General features: G+C 43.2%; 18 protein-coding genes. All 18 read right to left on the reverse strand.

All coding sequences use genetic code 11. From position 1 onward, the window contains the following. Positions 1–260: 260 nt before the first annotated feature. Positions 261–3,377, reverse strand: coding sequence for a hypothetical protein (locus UF75_RS26455; protein ID WP_052693399.1), 3,117 nt, complete (start codon positions 3,375–3,377; stop codon positions 261–263). A gap of 92 nt (positions 3,378–3,469) precedes the next feature. Continuing rightward, on the reverse strand, positions 3,470–3,715 hold the full coding sequence (locus UF75_RS17565; protein ID WP_045575881.1) for a hypothetical protein: 246 nt from the start codon (positions 3,713–3,715) through the stop codon (positions 3,470–3,472). Next, a complete protein-coding gene (locus tag UF75_RS17570; RefSeq protein WP_045575882.1) occupies positions 3,712–4,530 on the reverse strand; it encodes a hypothetical protein in 819 nt (272 codons plus the stop codon). The genes UF75_RS17565 and UF75_RS17570 overlap by 4 nt, the downstream gene beginning before the upstream one ends. A 15-nt stretch (positions 4,531–4,545) precedes the next feature. Then, complete coding sequence (locus tag UF75_RS17575; RefSeq protein WP_242860308.1) at positions 4,546–5,427, reverse strand: pilus assembly protein TadB; 882 nt, start codon at positions 5,425–5,427, stop codon at positions 4,546–4,548. Continuing rightward, a complete protein-coding gene (locus UF75_RS17580; RefSeq protein WP_045575883.1) occupies positions 5,408–6,838 on the reverse strand; it encodes an ATPase, T2SS/T4P/T4SS family in 1,431 nt (476 codons plus the stop codon). The genes UF75_RS17575 and UF75_RS17580 overlap by 20 nt, the downstream gene beginning before the upstream one ends. Positions 6,839–6,889: 51 nt before the next feature. Next, positions 6,890–7,024, reverse strand: coding sequence for a hypothetical protein (locus UF75_RS30800; RefSeq protein ID WP_282433817.1), 135 nt, complete (start codon positions 7,022–7,024; stop codon positions 6,890–6,892). 52 nt (positions 7,025–7,076) lie between these two features. Next, positions 7,077–8,318 carry a P-loop NTPase gene (locus UF75_RS17585; protein ID WP_045575884.1) on the reverse strand — a complete coding sequence of 414 codons (1,242 nt, stop codon included), beginning with the start codon at positions 8,316–8,318 and terminating at the stop codon, positions 7,077–7,079. Between the two features lie 19 nt (positions 8,319–8,337). Beyond that, a complete protein-coding gene (locus tag UF75_RS17590) occupies positions 8,338–9,141 on the reverse strand; it encodes a cellulose synthase operon protein YhjQ/BcsQ (RefSeq protein ID WP_045575894.1) in 804 nt (267 codons plus the stop codon). A gap of 23 nt (positions 9,142–9,164) precedes the next feature. Beyond that, positions 9,165–9,761 carry a hypothetical protein gene (locus UF75_RS17595; RefSeq protein WP_156146495.1) on the reverse strand — a complete coding sequence of 199 codons (597 nt, stop codon included), beginning with the start codon at positions 9,759–9,761 and terminating at the stop codon, positions 9,165–9,167. Then, positions 9,749–12,124 (reverse strand): PQQ-binding-like beta-propeller repeat protein, encoded by a 2,376-nt coding sequence (locus tag UF75_RS17600; RefSeq protein ID WP_045575886.1) that lies wholly within the window; start codon positions 12,122–12,124, stop codon positions 9,749–9,751. The genes UF75_RS17595 and UF75_RS17600 overlap by 13 nt, the downstream gene beginning before the upstream one ends. A gap of 77 nt (positions 12,125–12,201) precedes the next feature. Next, on the reverse strand, positions 12,202–13,071 hold the full coding sequence (locus tag UF75_RS17605; protein ID WP_045575887.1) for a hypothetical protein: 870 nt from the start codon (positions 13,069–13,071) through the stop codon (positions 12,202–12,204). Between the two features lie 60 nt (positions 13,072–13,131). Then, complete coding sequence (locus UF75_RS17610; RefSeq protein WP_045575888.1) at positions 13,132–14,127, reverse strand: type II TA system antitoxin MqsA family protein; 996 nt, start codon at positions 14,125–14,127, stop codon at positions 13,132–13,134. A gap of 5 nt (positions 14,128–14,132) precedes the next feature. Beyond that, positions 14,133–14,483 carry a type II toxin-antitoxin system MqsR family toxin gene (locus UF75_RS17615; protein ID WP_045575889.1) on the reverse strand — a complete coding sequence of 117 codons (351 nt, stop codon included), beginning with the start codon at positions 14,481–14,483 and terminating at the stop codon, positions 14,133–14,135. 58 nt (positions 14,484–14,541) lie between these two features. Beyond that, positions 14,542–14,979, reverse strand: a complete 438-nt coding sequence (locus UF75_RS17620; protein ID WP_045575890.1) for an A24 family peptidase — start codon at positions 14,977–14,979, stop codon at positions 14,542–14,544. Then, entirely contained in the window at positions 14,970–15,500 is a 531-nt protein-coding gene (locus UF75_RS30280) for a hypothetical protein (protein WP_242860309.1), read from the reverse strand. Before UF75_RS30280 ends, UF75_RS17620 begins: the two co-directional genes overlap by 10 nt. Further along, a complete protein-coding gene (locus UF75_RS17625; RefSeq protein ID WP_242860310.1) occupies positions 15,497–16,738 on the reverse strand; it encodes an AAA family ATPase in 1,242 nt (413 codons plus the stop codon). The genes UF75_RS30280 and UF75_RS17625 overlap by 4 nt, the downstream gene beginning before the upstream one ends. A gap of 135 nt (positions 16,739–16,873) precedes the next feature. Next, on the reverse strand, positions 16,874–17,821 hold the full coding sequence (locus tag UF75_RS30285) for a hypothetical protein (protein ID WP_242860311.1): 948 nt from the start codon (positions 17,819–17,821) through the stop codon (positions 16,874–16,876). Between the two features lie 17 nt (positions 17,822–17,838). Then, positions 17,839–18,806, reverse strand: a 968-nt coding sequence (locus tag UF75_RS17635; RefSeq protein WP_197079446.1) for a tetratricopeptide repeat protein, incomplete at its 5' end; no start/stop codon positions are given.

Consider the following 18,806-nt stretch of genomic DNA (forward strand, 5'->3'; position numbering starts at 1 on the left):
GAAGGTTGCTAAAGTAAACGTTATAATCCCAACTAAAATTGACATTGTTAAAGCCTTAGAACGTGCTTTACGGGATGAGGTTAATCGAAATATAGGGGAATTGAAACGAAATTTCATCAACGTACCACCTTTCTGTAAGTTTTGGAATGAGTCAAAACTTAGCGTCTATTAGCATTTACTCCACATGAAGTGTACTTATTTCAATTGGATGCAAAAGAGCAGGAGCCGCTTTTATTGCACTTCCTACTCTTTTGTCTTCCTTACCATGTAATAACTACTCTTCCAGGGCCACCGCTTGTACATTGTCCGGCTCCATAGTATCCTGTACCACCGTTACCATAGCCAGCCATTCCCACACCTCCATAAGCAGGCCCATACGATCCAGTTGCTCCAGTTCCACCAGTTCCACCATAACCACCGCCAGCACCGCCGTAAGCAGGATCTAGAGATCCCCAACTGCCATGCTTACCACCGCCCTGGCCACCGCCAGCCGAAAGACTATCTATGCTAGATGTTGCGCCAGGGCTCCCAAGGGCTTCGAATCCATTACCAGAACCGACACCAACATTAGTAGTTCCACCGCTACCCACAGTTATGGTTAAAACTTGTCCGGGAGTCACAGTAATCATGTTTATAGTTGTTCCACCACCACCGCCACCGGCGCAACCAGGGTTAACGGTGCTATATCCATAGTTACCATAACCACCGCCCCCACCACCGCCTGTTGCTATGCCTAGTACACCGCTTACACCCAGTGGAACAGTCCAATAGTATGTCCCAGGGGTAGTCCAAGATTGGCTGCCGTGAGTTGGAGGAGCGCCTTTAAACGTTCCTGTGACCCCGAAAATACTTACTCCATTTGCGATATTTCCCGGAACTAAATTTGGTTCATTATTATATGACCATGTATCAATCCCATCATAGTAACCCTTCTGCGGCTTTAAGAAGACAGAGGAGCCACCACCTGTCCAATATTGTAATGCTGCACTTCTACCAACCCCAATGCCATTTGGATTAGACGTCGCCATATTCGGCATTGTTCCAGTCTGTCCAGCAATAACGGTCCCCGCAAGAACTTTATCCACTGGTACGACAACGGATGCCGTTACCTTTAGGCTGCCTTGGATGGTATTGTAGTTGCCGAAAGAGCTTGTAACTGCAAAACTTAGGGCAAAAGGACCGCCTATATTCGTAGGTTTAATCGCCAGAGTATAGTATCCGTTACCATTCGTAGACCCCGATACATTACCTCCATAGCCCCCAGAAACGGTCAAATTAGCCCCAAAAACAGGGTTCGCATACGAATCGGTAACTGTACCGAAAACAATGGGTAGAGGTACTGGATTTGCGTCTGTGTAGACTTGAGTCGTTGAAGGAGCCACTGTTGAAAGCATTATTGCCGGTGCCCCTGGATTCACAGTTATACCCACTGTCCCAATAACATCGGGATCATCGCTTAATGTTGCCATGAGCGTGTGAGTGCCAGCCTTTATAAGTGTGCCGACTGTTGTTTGCACACGCCCAGACGCATCGGTTACTGCTGTCAAAGGCGTAATCAGCGAATCCCCTTGAGGAGTCTCCGTAAACTTAACTGTTTTACCGACCACAGGTTGGCCATTCGAATCCTTTAAAATGAACCCCACGCTTCCGATTGACTGCCCCGCTTTTACTGTATAAAGATTCTGTTCTGGAGTGAGAGTAAAGGCTGACGTTGCCAATACAGTCACAGTGAAATTACCACCGGCCAGCGGATTAGTAGAACTATTAGCAACCGTTAAGGTCTGTATACCTGGTTCCTGTATAGTGACATGCGTATTAAAGTTTCCGTTTTGAATGACCGTTGAAACATTCTCAGGTAACGCACTGGATGTAATTAGTAGAGTTGTTCCAGAGCTGATCGGATTATCATACTGATCGCTGACAAATCCCGATATTGCAAGATTCGCCCCAGAATTTAATGGATTAGGCGTTTGTGACAGATTATTGACCTTATAAGGCGTACTCGATGTCACAACAGCCGTTATTGTAGGCGAATTTATAGAGTCAGTAGTTTCCGCATAGAATACGTGAGAACCAGCCTTGGTTAATGTTGCCGTCATTGAGAAATTTCCTTGGTTATCCGTGACGGATGAAGGCATGGTATCTACCACATTTGTTCCGGATATGATCTTAACCGGCGTACTTGGTGCAGGCGGTGTACCATACGGACCAAGAACCTTACCGGAAAAGGTAATAGTTGATCCGGCCGATACGGTTGCCGGTGAGACATTTAACGTGATTGACTCCGGCCTGCCCGGGATAACATTTACACTCTCTGTCGCGGACACTGAGCCGGCTGTCGCAGTGATCGTGAACGAATCTAACGAAGTTATTTTAGTAACGGCATGCGAAAAGCTACCATATTTTGTGTTGACATTTGTCGGTGGAATATCCGCAGTATTACTTGAACTGATCGTGACAACCGTATCATCTGCGACAATATTTCCTGAAGTGTCCACAACTTGACCTGTAATATTAAACGAATTGCCGATTTGAATTGTTGTGGGCACCTGTAGGGTAATCGTAGCTGGGATGCTCGGCTGGACATTAATCGTGACGCTGGCCGAGGCCACTCCACTGGTTGCCTGTAAAGTAACTGATCCCTGGCTACTAAAAGCAACATTTGCTGTATAGTTGCCTGAGCTGTCAGTGGATACAGTTTGTCTTACCCCTCCTCCATTTAGAGCTATTTGAGTGCCTGCCGGAGCAGTATTAGACCCAACATAAACCTTACCTGAAAGGATTACTGAAGCATTTGCAGTCGGTGATGTACTATTGCTGGTCATGGTCAGGCTAGTTGCTTGAATACTTGCCCCTGATCCTGAGGTTGAGCCGCCTGAAGCCGTTCCTCCCTGTATCCCTGCAAAGACTGAAGATATGGAAACACTGCCGGAGTTATCCGCACCGGAACCAGGAATTAGTTGACTTTGAGCGATTGGTAAGCTCTGCTCATAATATTTATGCCAAATCACACCTGATGAGCCTGGGGCTTTAAGATCGAAATCATAACCTATCGTTGCTTCAAGCCCGCGGCTGCCGTATGACTGTGGAGTTGTTGTAGCATTAAGATAAATCTTGCTTTTATCTAAACCACTTTTTTCGATATAAGCGATTAGCTGATCTTGTCCTTGAGTTGTTAACGCCCCATTTTGTGTCATATTGACACTGACAATCTGTAGTGCATGATCGATTGTTCCCATAACACGAATAGATTGACTAACATAACTACCACCGACAATGACAATTAACAAAATGGGCAAAACAATTAAGAAACTTATATAATCACTAAACCCATGATCCTTAGACTTAAGGTTATTGATAAGAGTTTTTAGTCCCATGATTTACTCCTTCCTCCGACCCTGAAGCAGGTAAAAATTAGGAATAAAATGAAAGACTAAGTGACTCTCATTCTATTCCTTCTTGGAACGCATTAACTCGTTGGAACTGCATTAAGGATATTTTGCATGAATGTGTTAAACCATGTGCTCAGTGCTCCCGGAGCTATCGTGTGAATCAGTAGCCCTGCCGCCAGTGCAATCACCAATATTATTGCTATTGTCACCCATTGATCTAATCCCATCTCTTTTTCTCCCTTCATATTCCAGTTTTGTGGTGGATGTAAGCCCATCCGTAGCTTAATCTTGACTTCCGATATACTTTTCGGTTGTCTCTTCACAATTGGCTGAACGATTCGGATATGATTTTCCAGAAATACGGAATAATCCACAGAGTCACAGTAATAAAACCCACTCCCGTAATAATTGTGAGTGGGCCAGTCATTTTTTTGGTTGCGTATTTAACCCTCTTAGCTGCACTTCTTTCAATCTTTGCAGCCATATCACCAAAGGGATCGGGATGCCCTAAGTGATCCAGCGGTACACCTTCACGATGGTATGTTTTTAACTTAAGTAAAATCGCACTCATATCGCGATCACTTACCTTGTCCGCAAGTCGATCCAAAGCTTCTGGAATAGGTACTCCTCCGGCAATTTCTGTGTTTAAACCTGTCCATGCCACTTTCAAGGCCCCGTGCAGGACGGGTAGAATGGAGGGTATCGCCTGTGATACGGTATCACCCACAATTAGCCGTATTTTTAGTAGCGATGCTAAATTACCTACTTCACTTAGCATTTCATTACGCCAATTGTTAAACATCGCATAGTAGCGTAGCCAGTGTATACCATAAGCGACCACAGCTCCGATCAGTGCCCATATCAAACTTTGCCCCGCTATTCCCAAAAGCAAGGCAAAAGAAAATGACATAAGCGAGCCCATTTTGAGGTACGAGTCCATTGGTACTCCCAACCGTGATAATCTAGCACGTAAGCCATAGGACGTATTTTGCCCCATCCAATGCAAAAGCTTTTCTTTTAGAGGTTGTCTTGTATTACCGAAAACTTCTGCCCGTCGAACCTCTTCTTCACTAATACCAAAACGGATAAAGGTATATACCGTAAACGAAATTGCGGCATAAATAGCAAAGTTGTTCATGCATTTCCTCCTTTCTTATAAGGTGACGCGGTAGCGGGAATAACTGCGTAGGCTAGTAAAGATAATTAGAGATCCAATCGATGAAAGAATGATTAGCCAGCCCATGTTGTACGGTACAAATTGCCATATATCCGGCATAAAGATTCGGTATACAAAAGGGCCCGCCAGAGATATTGCAAAAAAGGAAATGAGTATTCCTATCCAAATGGAAACCTCACCCCTCATATCACTTTGAATATCTTCCTCCTCATGAAATTTATAGTCTAGTACTTCAAAGCTGTTGTTAGCGTCAGTGCCAACATTTTTAACTGTTGCGACTAAATCCGCAAAGAATAGAAAGCTAGGTGTATTCACTTCTTTAGCCATATCTGCAACCGCTTCAGCAATTGGAACATTACCACCGATCTTTTTTAGATAATTTTGAGCAATTGAATGCATGGGTTCCTCACGCATGAGCAAAGCGGACTGCCACAAAGCCTCATTAATCGTTCGACCGTTGGCAAGTCCATCAGCAGTTGTGCCAACAAAAATCGCGACTTGTCGATCTTGAGCATCTAAAAGACTGGATGCCTTGCGTTCATAATATAGCCCGGGTAATTGGAAACCGACTGCATACATGACGATAGCTGCTACATAATTTTGCGCAATACTCAACCATGCAAAGGCTGCTAAAATGCCAAATACAAACGATAGCACCCGATAACGAGTATAAGGAACACCCAATATTTTAAGGCTTTGTAAAGTGACCGCATTTCCTTTTTTCGCCTTTTCTTCTTTCTTACAGGCTTCTTTGACGGCTTCTTCTGTGATCGTATTAAGGTTTGGTCCTTCCTTATTCTTCATCCAAATAAAACACGCAAAGGCCATCGCTAAGGCACTAAAGAATGCAAGTTGCACTCTTCTCCTCCTCCTTTGCAGAACCGGAAAATACGGGCACGTCTGCCCCGTTGATTATCCATTCCCGCCGTTTATCTTCTTCAATATCATTCTCCCATTCAAACGAGTCCGTTATCGGGTCCCATGTAAAAATGTCTTTGAATTTTGGTGCACCTGACTCCAAGGAGTTTACTTCAACAATTCGTTTAATGCGACGACGACCATCTCTGGTACGGTGCAAAAAGACCATGCTGTGTACTTGCTCATGAATAAAGCGTTCCAAAAACTCTTCACTCATGTTATATCCCGCCTGTCTCATCCGCATGATTAGTAGGAAAACTGCTTTTTGTGGGGTTCCTGCGTGCATGGTTGTAACCGCACCATCATGTCCGGCAGCTGACGTAAGTAAGAAAACCGCAGCCTCAATACCACGAATCTCGGACACACACACTCTATCAGGACGTTTTCTCATGCACTCTTCAAAGAGAGCGACCATATCAATTTTGTTTTGGCCTTGTGTCACAGTCTGTAAACTCAAGAAGCGTTTTAAACTGGCGTTTGTTTCGCGAACATCCTCAATCATAAGGACTCGTTCATTCGGGTCGAAACCACCGCCCTCCATCATGCTTCCACCTTCCATCATGGTTCTTACCCAGGTTGTTTTACCTGTACCGGTTGACCCCAAGATCAGCATAGTTGCTTTACCACGAGCTGCTGCAAGCATGAACTTTGCCATATCCATACTTGTGGTTCCTGCCTTAATTTGATCTTCTATTGAATATTTCTGCGTTTGTTTCACACTTTTACGAATGTTTACTGTGATATGCTCCGTTATGGGTGGGCAAGTAGCTTCAATACGTTCCCCGTTAGCGAGTTCCACATTTACAATTGGATTCCCATAATTGAGGGACCGTTCCACCTTCGCCATCTTCATAAGTAAATCTGTCCACTGCTGTAATTCTTCATCACTGCTAAAAACCTCATCGTTTTCAAAGGGGGCATCTTCTCCCAGTCGACATAAAACGCCCCCAACCTCTACATCTATGCGGTCGGGAGCATCAATAATTAGTTCCGTTATTTTGTTATCGTTCATATATTTATCCATGATGCCAAATCCGAAAAGCTCCGCTCTCAGGCGGTCGTAGGCTTCCTTTTTTTCATCACTGGTCAACTGCTTTTTATCAATAATCAGTTGTATATGCTTCAATATTTCCTTTTCATGGTTATACTTGTCTACAAGATAGTTGTTAGCACTTTTGATCAAATCGGCATTTATATCGCGGATAAGCGTTTGCCATCGATCGTGTTTATCGACTTTACCTCCCTTACCTGAATTTTTTTCGTTTTGCCGTTGCCCCGCTACTTTGAGATCCGCAAGATTTATACTCCTTGCATCTGTCAATTCAAGGTTTTCAAAATCGAGTCTTGGCACGTTCCTCATTCCTTTCTCATAATTAAAAACCACCAAATAGTTTAGCCTATATCAGCCCGTCGGGACTGCATTAAGGATATTTTGCATGAATGTGTTAAACCAGTTGCTCAGTGCCCCGGGTGCTATCGTGTGAATCAGTAGTCCTGCCGCCAGTGCAATACCAATATTATTGCTATTGTTACCCATTGATCTAATCCCATCTCTTTTTTCTCCCTTCATTTTCTAATCATGAATGTTACTAAGCAAAGAAAAAACTAAACAATCCTTTACGTTTCTTCTGTGGACCCTTTTCCTTTTTGTAAGCCTGTTTTCCGTAGAAGGTATCATCTTCCGGTAGTACTAATGAACTATCACCTCCTAAATCTAGATTTGAAAAGACTCTTCGCCAGGGAGAATCTGAAGGAATATCGAATCTGGCACGATTAATAATCCGATTATAATGATCGACATCAGCCGGAATAGAGCCTAAAAGAGGAAGCCCTAGCGCATTAGCCATCTCTTCCGGATCTAACCCGTTTTTTTCTGGCACCTTATTGACCAATAGCCGATATTTCTTGGGCAAATTCCGAAATTGTTCCACTTCCTGACAAAGTTTCATGTGTTTTTGTAACGCATCCATGAGGATATCTGTTGGTTCAGCCACAAGAACAACTTGATCCACTTCTTGTAGTATGGAAAACGTCATGACATCGCGTAATCGGGGCGGTAAATCATACAATGTTAAAGCGAATTGGGATTCTGCCCAATTAAACAACGAAGAAACATTTTTCATGTTACAAGATAAGCCATTAAAGGTGCTGACCATCGGCACAACTTGTACCCGTTCCACTTTTTGGACTATACGTTGCATATTCTCTTTGAAGAATTCCTCATCATCCCACACAGTTTTTTCGAGAGAATCAAGTCCTTCATGAGCCGGGTGCCTACCCATATACCTTAATGCCCCTCCTTTGTCCTCATCTGTTTCTACTAATCCGACATTAATTTGAGCCTGTTCTGCCAGTTTTGCAAGATGGACAGCCGTAGTCGTTTTACCGACACCGCCGCCTGGTGAAAAAAGTGCCACAGATCGAACGGGCGACCAAGTACTTAACGAGCGTTTTTGTTTATTTTCACCACTTCCATCTTCATTCCAGGTCAGATCACCATCTAAATAACCACCCTTACCGTTTAGAAGTGATTCAATAAATTCGTCAACACACTCTGGTAGATTTCCAATTAGCTTAGGGTAATTAACGAGCTTATCTGCTGTTGGGATCGAGGCTTTTCCATACAATAGTGCTATTTTACCGTTTATCCTATCTAGTGTTCTTAAATCATCGACACATTTTCGGTAAATTATATATGCATTCACTTGAGCCTCTTCGATCCCTTGAATATCTCGCCAAAGTGTAGCCGTGATTCCATATTTTTTATTAAGATATTCACATAATCTGGTACCTATTTTTGCATCCGGAACGATTACGATGACTTTATTCATTTAAAACAACCACCTCAGCTTAAAATATTCTGGAAGATGGAGCACTGATTAGATTATGCAACAATTCCTCAGCAACAATTAGGATGTTGCGTGGAACTGCACACCCTTGGTCGATGTTCTCCATTCCTTTATTCCAGGGAATAGAGTATTCGACCTTTTGTCCAATGATAGCCCCTAATAGTGATGCGTCTTTTGTATGGTGTACTTGGTTCGTGACCCAGACCACCTTATCGTTTAAATTCGCATACTTGCAATGCTCATAGAATCGCGTAGCAGAGTCTAAGCCAACGGTCGTTGATCTAAACACCGAAACAATATGATCCGCTTCTGCCAATGTCTCACGGGCTAACGCATCATTTGAGAGATGCCCCACATCAACAAGAACAAAGCCAGCCATCTTTTTGGCAATCCGTAATAATTCGTGGACCTCTTTTTCCTGCCAAATCCATTGAGAATTATGAGGCGCACCAGATTTCGGTAAAACACTTAATCCTTTAATAATGTTGACCCTGATTGATGCCAATTCAGTATTCAGTCTTTCGTGACTTCGGCTTATAGTATCTAATCCTTCGGATACTGGCTTTTTCGCAAAAAGCCTTAAAAAACTACCACCCGTGGGTGTAGCTTCAATTACTAAAACAGTAAAACCCCACTGATGTAATAATTTCGCGAGTATTGCCGTCAGACTTGAAGCCCCTACTCCTCCTTGAGTTCCCCATACAGCAATCATCTGGTTAGCCGCAACAACACTGGATACCCCGCTACGCCTCATGAGACGTTCAAATAGCCCTCGTTTGTTTGTTATTGTGTCTGAATACTCCATGTTATCCTCTTCCTTTTTGATTTTTATCGCACCAAATTCCATGCCCCGGTCGCACTCTCATAAGAATTGGTGCTGACCATAACGTAGAGTGGGATCGTCCAACGTGTATTCATGGGCAGAAATCCCGGATTGACTTCTATGTTAAAATCCATTTTGATATAGGCGCTGGTACCAGGTATCGGCTGGGAAAACCCCGTCGGTGGAGATGATCCTCGGTCAGACTCTCCATATACCTGAATGGATTGTAGTGTATAGGTACTTTGAGGCCAGTCTTTCATCTGGTCTTGAAGAATATCCCTAAATTCTTGTTGTAGGGCATTAGCATTTGAGATTTGAACACCATTATTACCGGTATTAGGAATCGTATGGCTCCCAAAGGCTGTTGTTGCCGCTATTTTTGTCCCGTAATTGAGATTACTCGCCATGATTTGAATTTTGTAAGCATACCCAAATGTCGTAAACAAACCCATCAGCAATAATATCGCAAACCCGCCGAGCACATATATCTGTGGACCGCCTCGTTCGTCGCTCAGGGGTAAGCTCTTATATCTTTTTAGTATTTTCTTAAGTATTTCTACCACATCCTCCCCTTGTGAAACACTCGTTCTTAAGGCTGCCAAACTGGAGTACCAGCATCATGAATTTCTTGGTTGAAGATATAGAGATCTGTCCCTATTATGTCTAGCGTTGTCCCAGCATTGCCGCTGGCTTCATAGCTCCCTGTCTGCCAAATATAAACAACTCCACCTTCTGTGGCCACAGGCACTTGATACATATAGTCCACATGTACGCCAAAGGGGGCGTAGATATAATTTGTTTCCATGACCGTATTATCTGGTATTGGCGGCGGATACCCAGCCCAATCCACCTTGTATTTTGTCGTTCCTACTAGACCATCTAGAATTAAATTGATATCCTCTTCGCGCCTTTGAATCTCTACACGACCACTAGCATCCCAGCCAATTTTTCCGCGTGGTGTGTTAACCCACGCCTTGGTAATATAAGCGTTTGTAACTTGGGCATTTAAAAGCCCTTGGGGTGGCGGTGGAGGATCTACAGTCAGAGTGACGGCCAGTTCATTGCCGTACTTCGCCGTGCCCAGGGGGTACATAGTATTATTTCTTCTCCATGCTTCTATTCTTAAAGTCCCGGTCAGATTCCCGGGTGGCGGCAAAGGAATCGGGTTGACGGTGAAGTTTGTGGTCGCTGTTGTCGTTTTTCCACTTGTTTGTGTAGCCGTAACAGTAACGGTATAGACGGCATCTGCTCCGGTATAGTTATTTGGTGCATTGATAACATTTTGCCATCTTTCCGGTGATCGGCTCCATTGGACGAGGTTTATGTCGATTGTGTTTTCCCCGCCATCGGTAATATGGGCCTTCATGCTCTTGGTCAAGCCCTCCGGGGAGGGCATCCCTCTGATGATAACCTGTTCCCCACTGTTGACCACGTTCGGATTAGCGGTTGCCTTAAGGTTGTAATCTGAAGGTGCCCATATCTCAACGCAACCCTGACTATTGAGGCCATAATTTGTCCAAGCTGTCACGAATTGCAAGGGCGATCCGTCGATTGGATCAGTGCCAATATCGGCGGCGACGGATGTGTAGGTTGCGGATACAGAGCCAAGAGTTTGCCATGTATAACGCCATTCATTACCAAAGGTTGCGGAGGGATTACTAATTGTAATTGGGTTTGTGACTAATAATCCATTCGTACTATCTGAAGCAAGAAAAACAGTGTCGGTAGTTCCGTTACTGACAACAGCTGGCGAACCAAGACCGCTGAAACTGCTTATCCGGGTTCTCATTGAGCCGAACCCGCTTATCGGTGCGGCATTCAATGTTGTATGCCCATCACCAACCCAAATCACGTTTTGCCCATCAACCGCTATATTTGAGATGTTAGAGCTACTCTTATCCATTGCTGAAATATCTTTTGCCATATAGTCACCGTTAGCGTTCAGCCTATAAATACCGCCCCAGTGATCGGGAACGTATATGTGCCCGTTTGGTGCGATTGAAGGAGAGGAATCTATTGGGCCGCCGAATATTGGCGAGCCTGACCAGTCATATACCGTCTTGATACTGCCTGTTGTTGGATTCATAAGAATTAGCCGATTTTTCCCGCTGGCATAGGCGGCCACACCGAATACGGCGGCTCCCGGTGCCCCAACGACTGTAGTGCCTGAGTTCCACGCCGGGGAGGAAGTTACTATGTCATTGGTTGCTTTGGAAGCGTCATCGGTTGTTTTATAGCCAAAATTCGTTGTTGTAACGCCATCTAGCGTGTAGAGTGGTTGCGAAATTACCCCACCCGACCAAGAACCAACTACAGCAAAAGGGGTTTCCCATGTAACGGGTTCAAATGTAAGCATGTTTGTCCCGCTGGCGATTAATGGTGGAGTAACTAAAGGCGATGAGGCAATAAGTCTTGTTGTGTTCCCTGGATTGCCTTGAATCGGGCTATTAAATACATTCGAGGTTCTATTTCCATCGGCATCAATAGTCCACCAGTAGAGAAGATCCCCCACGGCTACAGCAAGATATCCGTCCTTAATGGTGGGGCCGGAGATCCCGGCGGCAGCATCTCGACCGCCGCTTGTTCCAACACTAAAGGATGCAATTAAAGTTGCGTCTAAAGTTATCCCATTGCCGGGTTCCCAGGTGGCATCCGGTTTTTTAAGAGCAATCTTCGTGAGATAGCCTTTGCCCTTTTGATCGTAGGTAAACTGAAAGAGATTACTTCCGACAACAGCCGGTGTTGTGTTGGAATACTGCCGATTCCCGTTCCATTGCGGAATCTGAACATAGTAAGGATTGTTGTTATATAGAATGTCATTGTATCCACTGTCTACGACGGTATTATTTCTGGATATGTTGGCATTATGGGTATAGTTGTCTGCCCCTAGAATATTGCTTGGCAGCACGAGAGATACACAAAGGAGTGCAACCATCAGGGCTACACCCCATCGTTTTCTTTGCAATTCAAGTCCTCCTTCCGTTAATGGCAATAAAAAATCACCCTCTGCAATCAGGAGGGTGAAGGTATTTTATTAACTTTTTAAGCCAACTTTCCTTTACGTTTAGTGTAAATAACTACTACCATTGTTACTACCGCAACAATCAAGGCGACTCCGATCCAGATATTCCGATTAGAAAATAGTTCTTCCTGTTCAGTAGTTTGCTCTGTAAGAGGAATATTCGGCTTATTTATTGTTGGTGGATTTTCGGCAGCCCGCTTCTGACTTTCTGCTATCATTTCTTGTGTCATTGGCGTAGCGGGTGTCTCTACTGTCTGTCCGACTGGATCAGCGGGATCAGCTTTCGGTGCTGAATCAGTTAAAAGTGCTGTCGTTATAGGTTTTGTAGCGACTGGTTGAGTTTCTTGCTTAGGTGCAGGCTGAGGCTTGGCTGGTTCCGGAAGCGGGTCGTTTTTAACCACAGGCGTAGGCGTGGAAGGGGCGGTGGTTTGGGTTGGAATAGGATACCCGCCTCTTTGTAACCAAGCAATCTGCTCGTCATTCAATACTGTCGATGAAGGAGGAATGTTTGCCCCGCCAACTTGTGCAGGATTAAAATTTTGTGCTTTCATCGCCGCGAGGACGTTAGGAGCGAAATTTATGCCTGTGCCGAGAATCCCGTCTGCACCACTCAAGTTGGGCCCATAGCCTTCTTTGTAGGCTTGCAGAATTGGTCGTACATCGTTTAGTGAGTGCCACGATGAATCAAAGGGGGCATCTAATTGAAGTGCAGTTGAAAAACCATCTGTATATAAAAGGTTGATCATCGTTGATTTTCCACCATTATTTGCCGTCGTGCTCCATCCCTGCAATGTTACTCCTGCGGGTACGCTACCCCCTGCCATTACCACGCTTGGGGATAGGGCAATCAGCAGGGCGATCAGAATAACCATGGCTTTAATTTTTATCATACTTTTTCTCCTCTCTTCTGTAAAATCTTCAATAAGCCTGAGCTAATAATAGTTTAGAACTTAATCCAATTTCAAATCACTGGCATAATCAAAAGAAATAATTTCTCTTTGAGAAGTTTCTATATATCCTTTTTCCTTATGAGAAAACTCTGAGATTTTCGTTGCTGAAAAATCTTTAAAATATCCAGCCACAGTAAGAATAACATCGAGTTCCTCGTCTGAAAATAATTCTTGATCTCCCTCTTCCACGGGGATAATTATTTCTCCTTCAAAAGGTCCATCATATGGCTTTAATTCAATTGCTCCAACGGTTTCGAGAACCCAGCAGATCAAGTCATGGTTAGTTGGAACAGGTCCAAAATGATGGTGCATGAAAACAAGCCCTATAATCGGACAACCATATCGCTTATAATGGAGGTTTTCCGCATAATATAAAAGCTTTTGCAACTTAGTCTTAACAAGCCCCTGATTTATAGCAGCAAAAATCTGAACAATAGCAGCGAGTTTCTCGAAGTCAAATTCAGTGTTTGTTATTCCTTTGTTATAGTATTGAGCAAATAGTTTGTTCAAAAAATCCACAGGGCTTTGACCATTGGGATCTTCCTTATTAATCAACGTTTGAATTCTTTCCCGTTCCCTATCTTTTAGTTTGTCACCTTTTAGATCAAAAAGGTATTTAAGGTAAGAAGGATCATTTTTTAATCGAAGCAGTTGTTCATGATGGGATGCGCTCGGTATAGCTCCACCCTCATAACGAACTAGAGTAGCCTGACTCCATCCTAGAAGTGTGGCGACCGTTCTTCCAGAACCTACCGCTTCGCGGATTCTTTTGATTTCATGGGGCGAAAGCAATTTGTACTTATTTCTATATACTTGATAAGCTCTTTCCAGATTCTTAGTGTCCAGTTCCATATCAAAGAGTTCATTTCCACAGATTAAGCACACACGTATATCAGCAACAGTTTCTATTCCTTCCCCTCGAACAGGAAGAGATTCTTTCTTGCTGATTACTTTTGTTTCTTGTTCACATTGGCAAATATCACAATAGTTATTCATGATGATCATTCCCCCTTGTTTTGAGCAAATGGAAGTGTTTTTAATCCAATTGAAGGATGGAAGCTAATACAGACACACCCCCGTTGATTAATTTTAAGCTTTATGTAAGCTTCCTGCGAATCTATATCCTTAATGAATTCCCACAATTCACCTGGTTTATCGTTATCTTGTAAAGGACCTCGATCGTAATGTCTAACTGAAAGTGTCATAATTTCCCGCTTGGCTAAGAGTATGGTTAAACCAAGTGCAGCAAGTCCTTCCATGTTCTTTTTCCTTGGGATAAAATCCCACCGACCTTTTCTTATAAGTTCTTTAACCTCTTTAAGAAATTGAACAACCTCTTCTTCCAATGCCATTCTTTTAACCCCCTATTTTATTATAACACGATATGCTATCTTTTAGTAGCATTTTTGTTCAAAAGATGATCATAGCTAACCAAGCCCCTATTGTTAAAAATGGCCCGAAAGGGATTTGGTCTTTTATTGTTTTCTTTTTCATCGCAAGGATTATGCCTCCGATCAGTATGGCTAAAACGGTTGCTAGGGTTAAAGTGACTATAACAGCAAAAAACCCTAAGAAGAGAGCCAATGCCGTCACATATTTAACATCCCCCATGCCCATTCCACGAGGGTAGACAAGTGCGATAAAAAAAAATAAACCCCCGATAACAAGAGCTGCCAAGCCGTTTTGAATCAAGATATGAGATCCCATAAGACCTGAGTGAAGTAGCCCAACACCCACAAGGGAAATGGTTAATTTATCTGGTAATCGCATCGTAAAGTAATCTATAATGGCTAAAAACAAGGTGAGAAGGACAAAAATATAATTTAGAAGAGCAATTATCACGACCATTCCTCCTCAGAACATGCGGCTTGCTGTAGCAAAAGATCAAGCAACGTTCGTGCGTCCTCTTCCATACTTTCAGTGATGGCAATAGTCTTAGCGTCGAGATCTTCTGGTGGCTTACCTAAGCATAGATTGATATCTGATCCCTCCGGCGGCGGATATTCTCCTCCATCCACAATAAGAAGTCGTTGCGAGGATTTGTGATGATAAAGAGCAACATTCCACATATCTGTAATTTGGGATTGATCCACTTCTAATGCTTCCAACAATGGCCATACGGTTAAATCCCCTTGGGCATACACATTTTTAGGAGGCATCCCAGGTGTTTTATTTAGCCAGGATCTCTCCCAGCCTGGTCTAGAACAATTGTAGTGTTGTTTAAGGCGAGGGTTATCGAAGTTTCCGTCAATAATAAGTACTGGAAATGATTCTGCTAAAGTTCTTGCCAAAAGAGAAACCGTATAAGTTGTATTCCTTCCACCATCATTGGCCCAAACCCAAATCACCTGTCCCATGAGATCTTTCATTGGACTAATTTCAGTATTTTTCCTTGCTTTACTTGTTTTCCCCCCCTCCATTTGAGTTCTGATTTTATCAACCAGGCGTCTACTGGAATGAATGACTTTCTCTTAATATCTACAGGGAATTCAAACAGGTTTTTTATCACAGACGAAATCATTATTCCAGTGTTTTTATCGCCAACAGGGCTGTCTATATTATTAATACTCATATCAACCAGATAATCACACATGATGTTTTTCCAGATTTTGCGGTTAACGCTCGGGGCAAAAAAATCAGGCGAATTTGCGCTGAAGAATACCTGGTCAAGATTATTAACCAAGTTTCTTATACTCTCACGCTCATCTTCAGAAGTGAATGAACAAATGAGGTGTGGTTTATCCTTAAGCTCATCTAGCACCTTGGCCAAGGTTTTCGACTCAAATGATTTCACTGTTGCAGTAAGTACTCTTGTCTTACTCAACTTAAATGCATTCATATTCTGGGCTGAGTCAAGGATCCGACCCAGATCAAGAACATTAAAATCATAGTCCGTAAGGATCACCTTATCTTTAACAGTGTGGAAATGAACCCCCATATACTCAATATTCTCTTCCTCAATATTTACATTGTAAGAAGTGAGCCAATTCAATTGTTTAAATGGGTCACATTCAACATAGGATACCTTTGCCCCCAACCTGGATAGAAAGCAAGCCAGATTCAGTGCCGTTGTCGTTGTGCCTGTTTTTTCATCAACACCAGCAACACCAATAGTTAATCCTTTACTTATTTTTTCAGTATCCAGCTTAACCTTATTTACCTTTATAACCTTTTTAGCTGGAAGTAGTTCTTTCTCTGTGATCGGCTTTTCAGGCTCGGCTTTGGCCTTCCTTCGTTTCTCTTTCGTGCTTACTTCCTCGATCAGCTGACGCTTAAACCTATCAGAGCTCTCTAAGCTCATCCCCTCTTTGCTTATGCACTCCATAATCTCCCTTTTGATTGTTTCCGGATCTTTAGCTGTGATGAAGTTTCTAACTCCGGCATCATAGAGTTTGGATAGTAGCTCATCGCCTGGTTTCTTTCCTTCAGCTAGATAGACTATTCTTGCATCGTACATAGCCTGAAAGCCGAGAATACCTTCAATTAACTCTTCATCAGTATCATTGAGAGCCTGATGATCAATTGCAACATACCGGATATGACTGAAATTCCGCATATCACGAATGACAAACTTTTTAAAATTAAACTCTCCGGGTAATTTCTTCACGGGGATTGCTTCATCCTGAATGAAGTCGAAGAGGTCTAAGTTAAGATTACTTGTTAGGCACAACAGCATCGTTTTCTACACCCCTTATAAGAAGAAATCTGGATGGACACCTACGTCCATAGACCCCTATCTGCTCTAAATGAAATCTTGATCCCATTCACCATCATGTTCAGGTTCTGGTTCGTCCCAAATTCTTTGCTTCAACTCGTTTGGCTTTTCGTCTCGAATCATCTCGTCGTTCCATATAATGCCTAAAATGTTTGTTGCCAGTTTAGCAGGTTCCTTATCGCATCTTAGTCGATCATTCTCCCATGATCCTCGGGTATGATTGATTCCGTTAAGTAATTTTATCCCTCTGGCGGGTGGCTGCCACAGCCTTAAGTTATGCGTGTAATCGTCTAAAAGGAAATCTCTTTCTGTTATACCGCCTGGGATATAATCCTTTTTATCACAACCACAGGGTGGAAAGATTCTGTGAGCAAAATCTACTTCGGGTAGATATTTGTCAAGCCAGGCGTTTTTCTCTGCTAATGCCCAGGGACTATCCGACAAATAAGCCGAGAGGATGTTGACCTCAATTTCGGGATAGTTCCGGATGATCCCTTTGACGGCCTGAACGACATTATCGATTGGTTCGAGATTAAGAAAATATCCTTGCTCGTATAGTGTTTCCAGTTCATCCACCGGTGTGAATACAGCAAGGGTACCATCCATATCAATGAATAGACGTTGCTTCTTTGCCATATGGCTTTCCCCTCTCTTAAGATCCTGTTCCCAGTCACAGTCATCCGTCTGATGATCATTTTCTATATCGATTTTCTTTGGAACATCAATCCCCTTTTCAAGGCCGATTTCAATCTCTCTTAATTTTTCACCATCAAACCCAAGTTGTTTATAGCCTTCTAATGACTCGCGGATCTGACTTTGTTTTAACGCTTTCTGCAAGTCATTTAATGCTGTTTCATGAACGTGCCTGTCATAGTCATTGGTATCCTCTTTGATCATCGTTTCCAAGGCATTAATCTGTCTCATGATTTTCTCTTTACTCTCCGGGATCTGAATTTTAGGTATGCTTTTTGACATCTTTTATACCTCCAAATTTAACGTTCATATCCCTGACCTTTATCCCAGTTCATACCGCTGCCAAATTTAAGGTCCAGAATCTTTTCTCGCAAGGCGTGGCCTTCGAGGCGCGACAAGGGGTAGTTACGGGAATGGTTTTGGCTTTGGTTTTGAGTTGAAAATAGTTGCATTAATATCAAGATGATTTCCACTTCTGTTGCATCCATTTTTTCTAGAAGGAGTTGAGCATATTCATTTCCTTGAGCTGCAGACAATGATAGCCAATGAGTAGCCAAGGCTTTATCTTGTTCCACTTCCTTTCCTGCCAGATAAATCTTACCTAGTTGAAACTGGGCAAATTGGTTACCTTGTTCTGCTGAAGCCGTGAGTAGTTTTAACCCTGTTTCCACATCTTTGGGAACCTCTTTGCCTTCTACGTACAATTTACCCAGAGTATACTGGGCAAAACTGTTTTCCTGCTCGGCAGATGCACTTAGCCATTTAACGGCTGCTTCTACATCTTTTGGGATCTCTTCACCAAACAGATACAGCTTTCCGAGAGCATATTGGGCAAATTGGTTTTCTTGTTCTGCAGACAACTTGAACAACGCTACAGCTTTGACGATATCCTTTTCTACATGGTTGCCGTCGCGATAGAGCTTACCCAAGGCATATTGAGCTTGAGCATTGCCATTTTCGGTCGCCTTCCCCAGCCATTTCAACGCCTTCTCTACGTTTTCAAGCCCGCTATCCGGCTCAAGATAAATCTTGGCAAGTAAATACTGGGCATTTACATTGCCCAGCTTGGCGGACTGCTCTAAGTAATCGACAGCCTTGACTGCATCTTTTTCTGTGCCAGTGCCCGTATAGAGCATTTGAGCAAGGCGATACTGGAGCTTGTCATTATGGCTGTCGGCCTCTAACTCAAAAAAGCCGATAAAAGCACTTTTAAAATACTCATCAGCCTTCACGATATCTTTATTGCTGTCTAATCCATCCCGGTACA

This window comes from Desulfosporosinus sp. I2, from assembly GCF_000960765.1.
Taxonomy (GTDB): domain Bacteria; phylum Bacillota; class Desulfitobacteriia; order Desulfitobacteriales; family Desulfitobacteriaceae; genus Desulfosporosinus.

Bases quoted from the DNA above. Each gene is read 5' to 3' on its own strand.
- UF75_RS26455 (WP_052693399.1), bottom strand. From the start codon at position 3,377: ATGGGACTAAAAACTCTTATCAATAACCTTAAGTCTAAGGATCATGGG.
- UF75_RS17570 (WP_045575882.1), bottom strand. From the start codon at position 4,530: ATGAACAACTTTGCTATTTATGCCGCAATTTCGTTTACGGTATATACC.
- UF75_RS30800 (WP_282433817.1), bottom strand. From the start codon at position 7,024: ATGGGTAACAATAGCAATAATATTGGTATTGCACTGGCGGCAGGACTA.
- UF75_RS17585 (WP_045575884.1), bottom strand. From the start codon at position 8,318: ATGAATAAAGTCATCGTAATCGTTCCGGATGCAAAAATAGGTACCAGA.
- UF75_RS17590 (WP_045575894.1), bottom strand. From the start codon at position 9,141: ATGGAGTATTCAGACACAATAACAAACAAACGAGGGCTATTTGAACGT.
- UF75_RS17605 (WP_045575887.1), bottom strand. From the start codon at position 13,071: ATGATAAAAATTAAAGCCATGGTTATTCTGATCGCCCTGCTGATTGCC.
- UF75_RS17610 (WP_045575888.1), bottom strand. From the start codon at position 14,127: ATGAATAACTATTGTGATATTTGCCAATGTGAACAAGAAACAAAAGTA.
- UF75_RS17615 (WP_045575889.1), bottom strand. From the start codon at position 14,483: ATGGCATTGGAAGAAGAGGTTGTTCAATTTCTTAAAGAGGTTAAAGAA.
- UF75_RS17620 (WP_045575890.1), bottom strand. From the start codon at position 14,979: ATGGTCGTGATAATTGCTCTTCTAAATTATATTTTTGTCCTTCTCACC.
- UF75_RS30280 (WP_242860309.1), bottom strand. From the start codon at position 15,500: ATGAAAGATCTCATGGGACAGGTGATTTGGGTTTGGGCCAATGATGGT.
- UF75_RS30285 (WP_242860311.1), bottom strand. From the start codon at position 17,821: ATGTCAAAAAGCATACCTAAAATTCAGATCCCGGAGAGTAAAGAGAAA.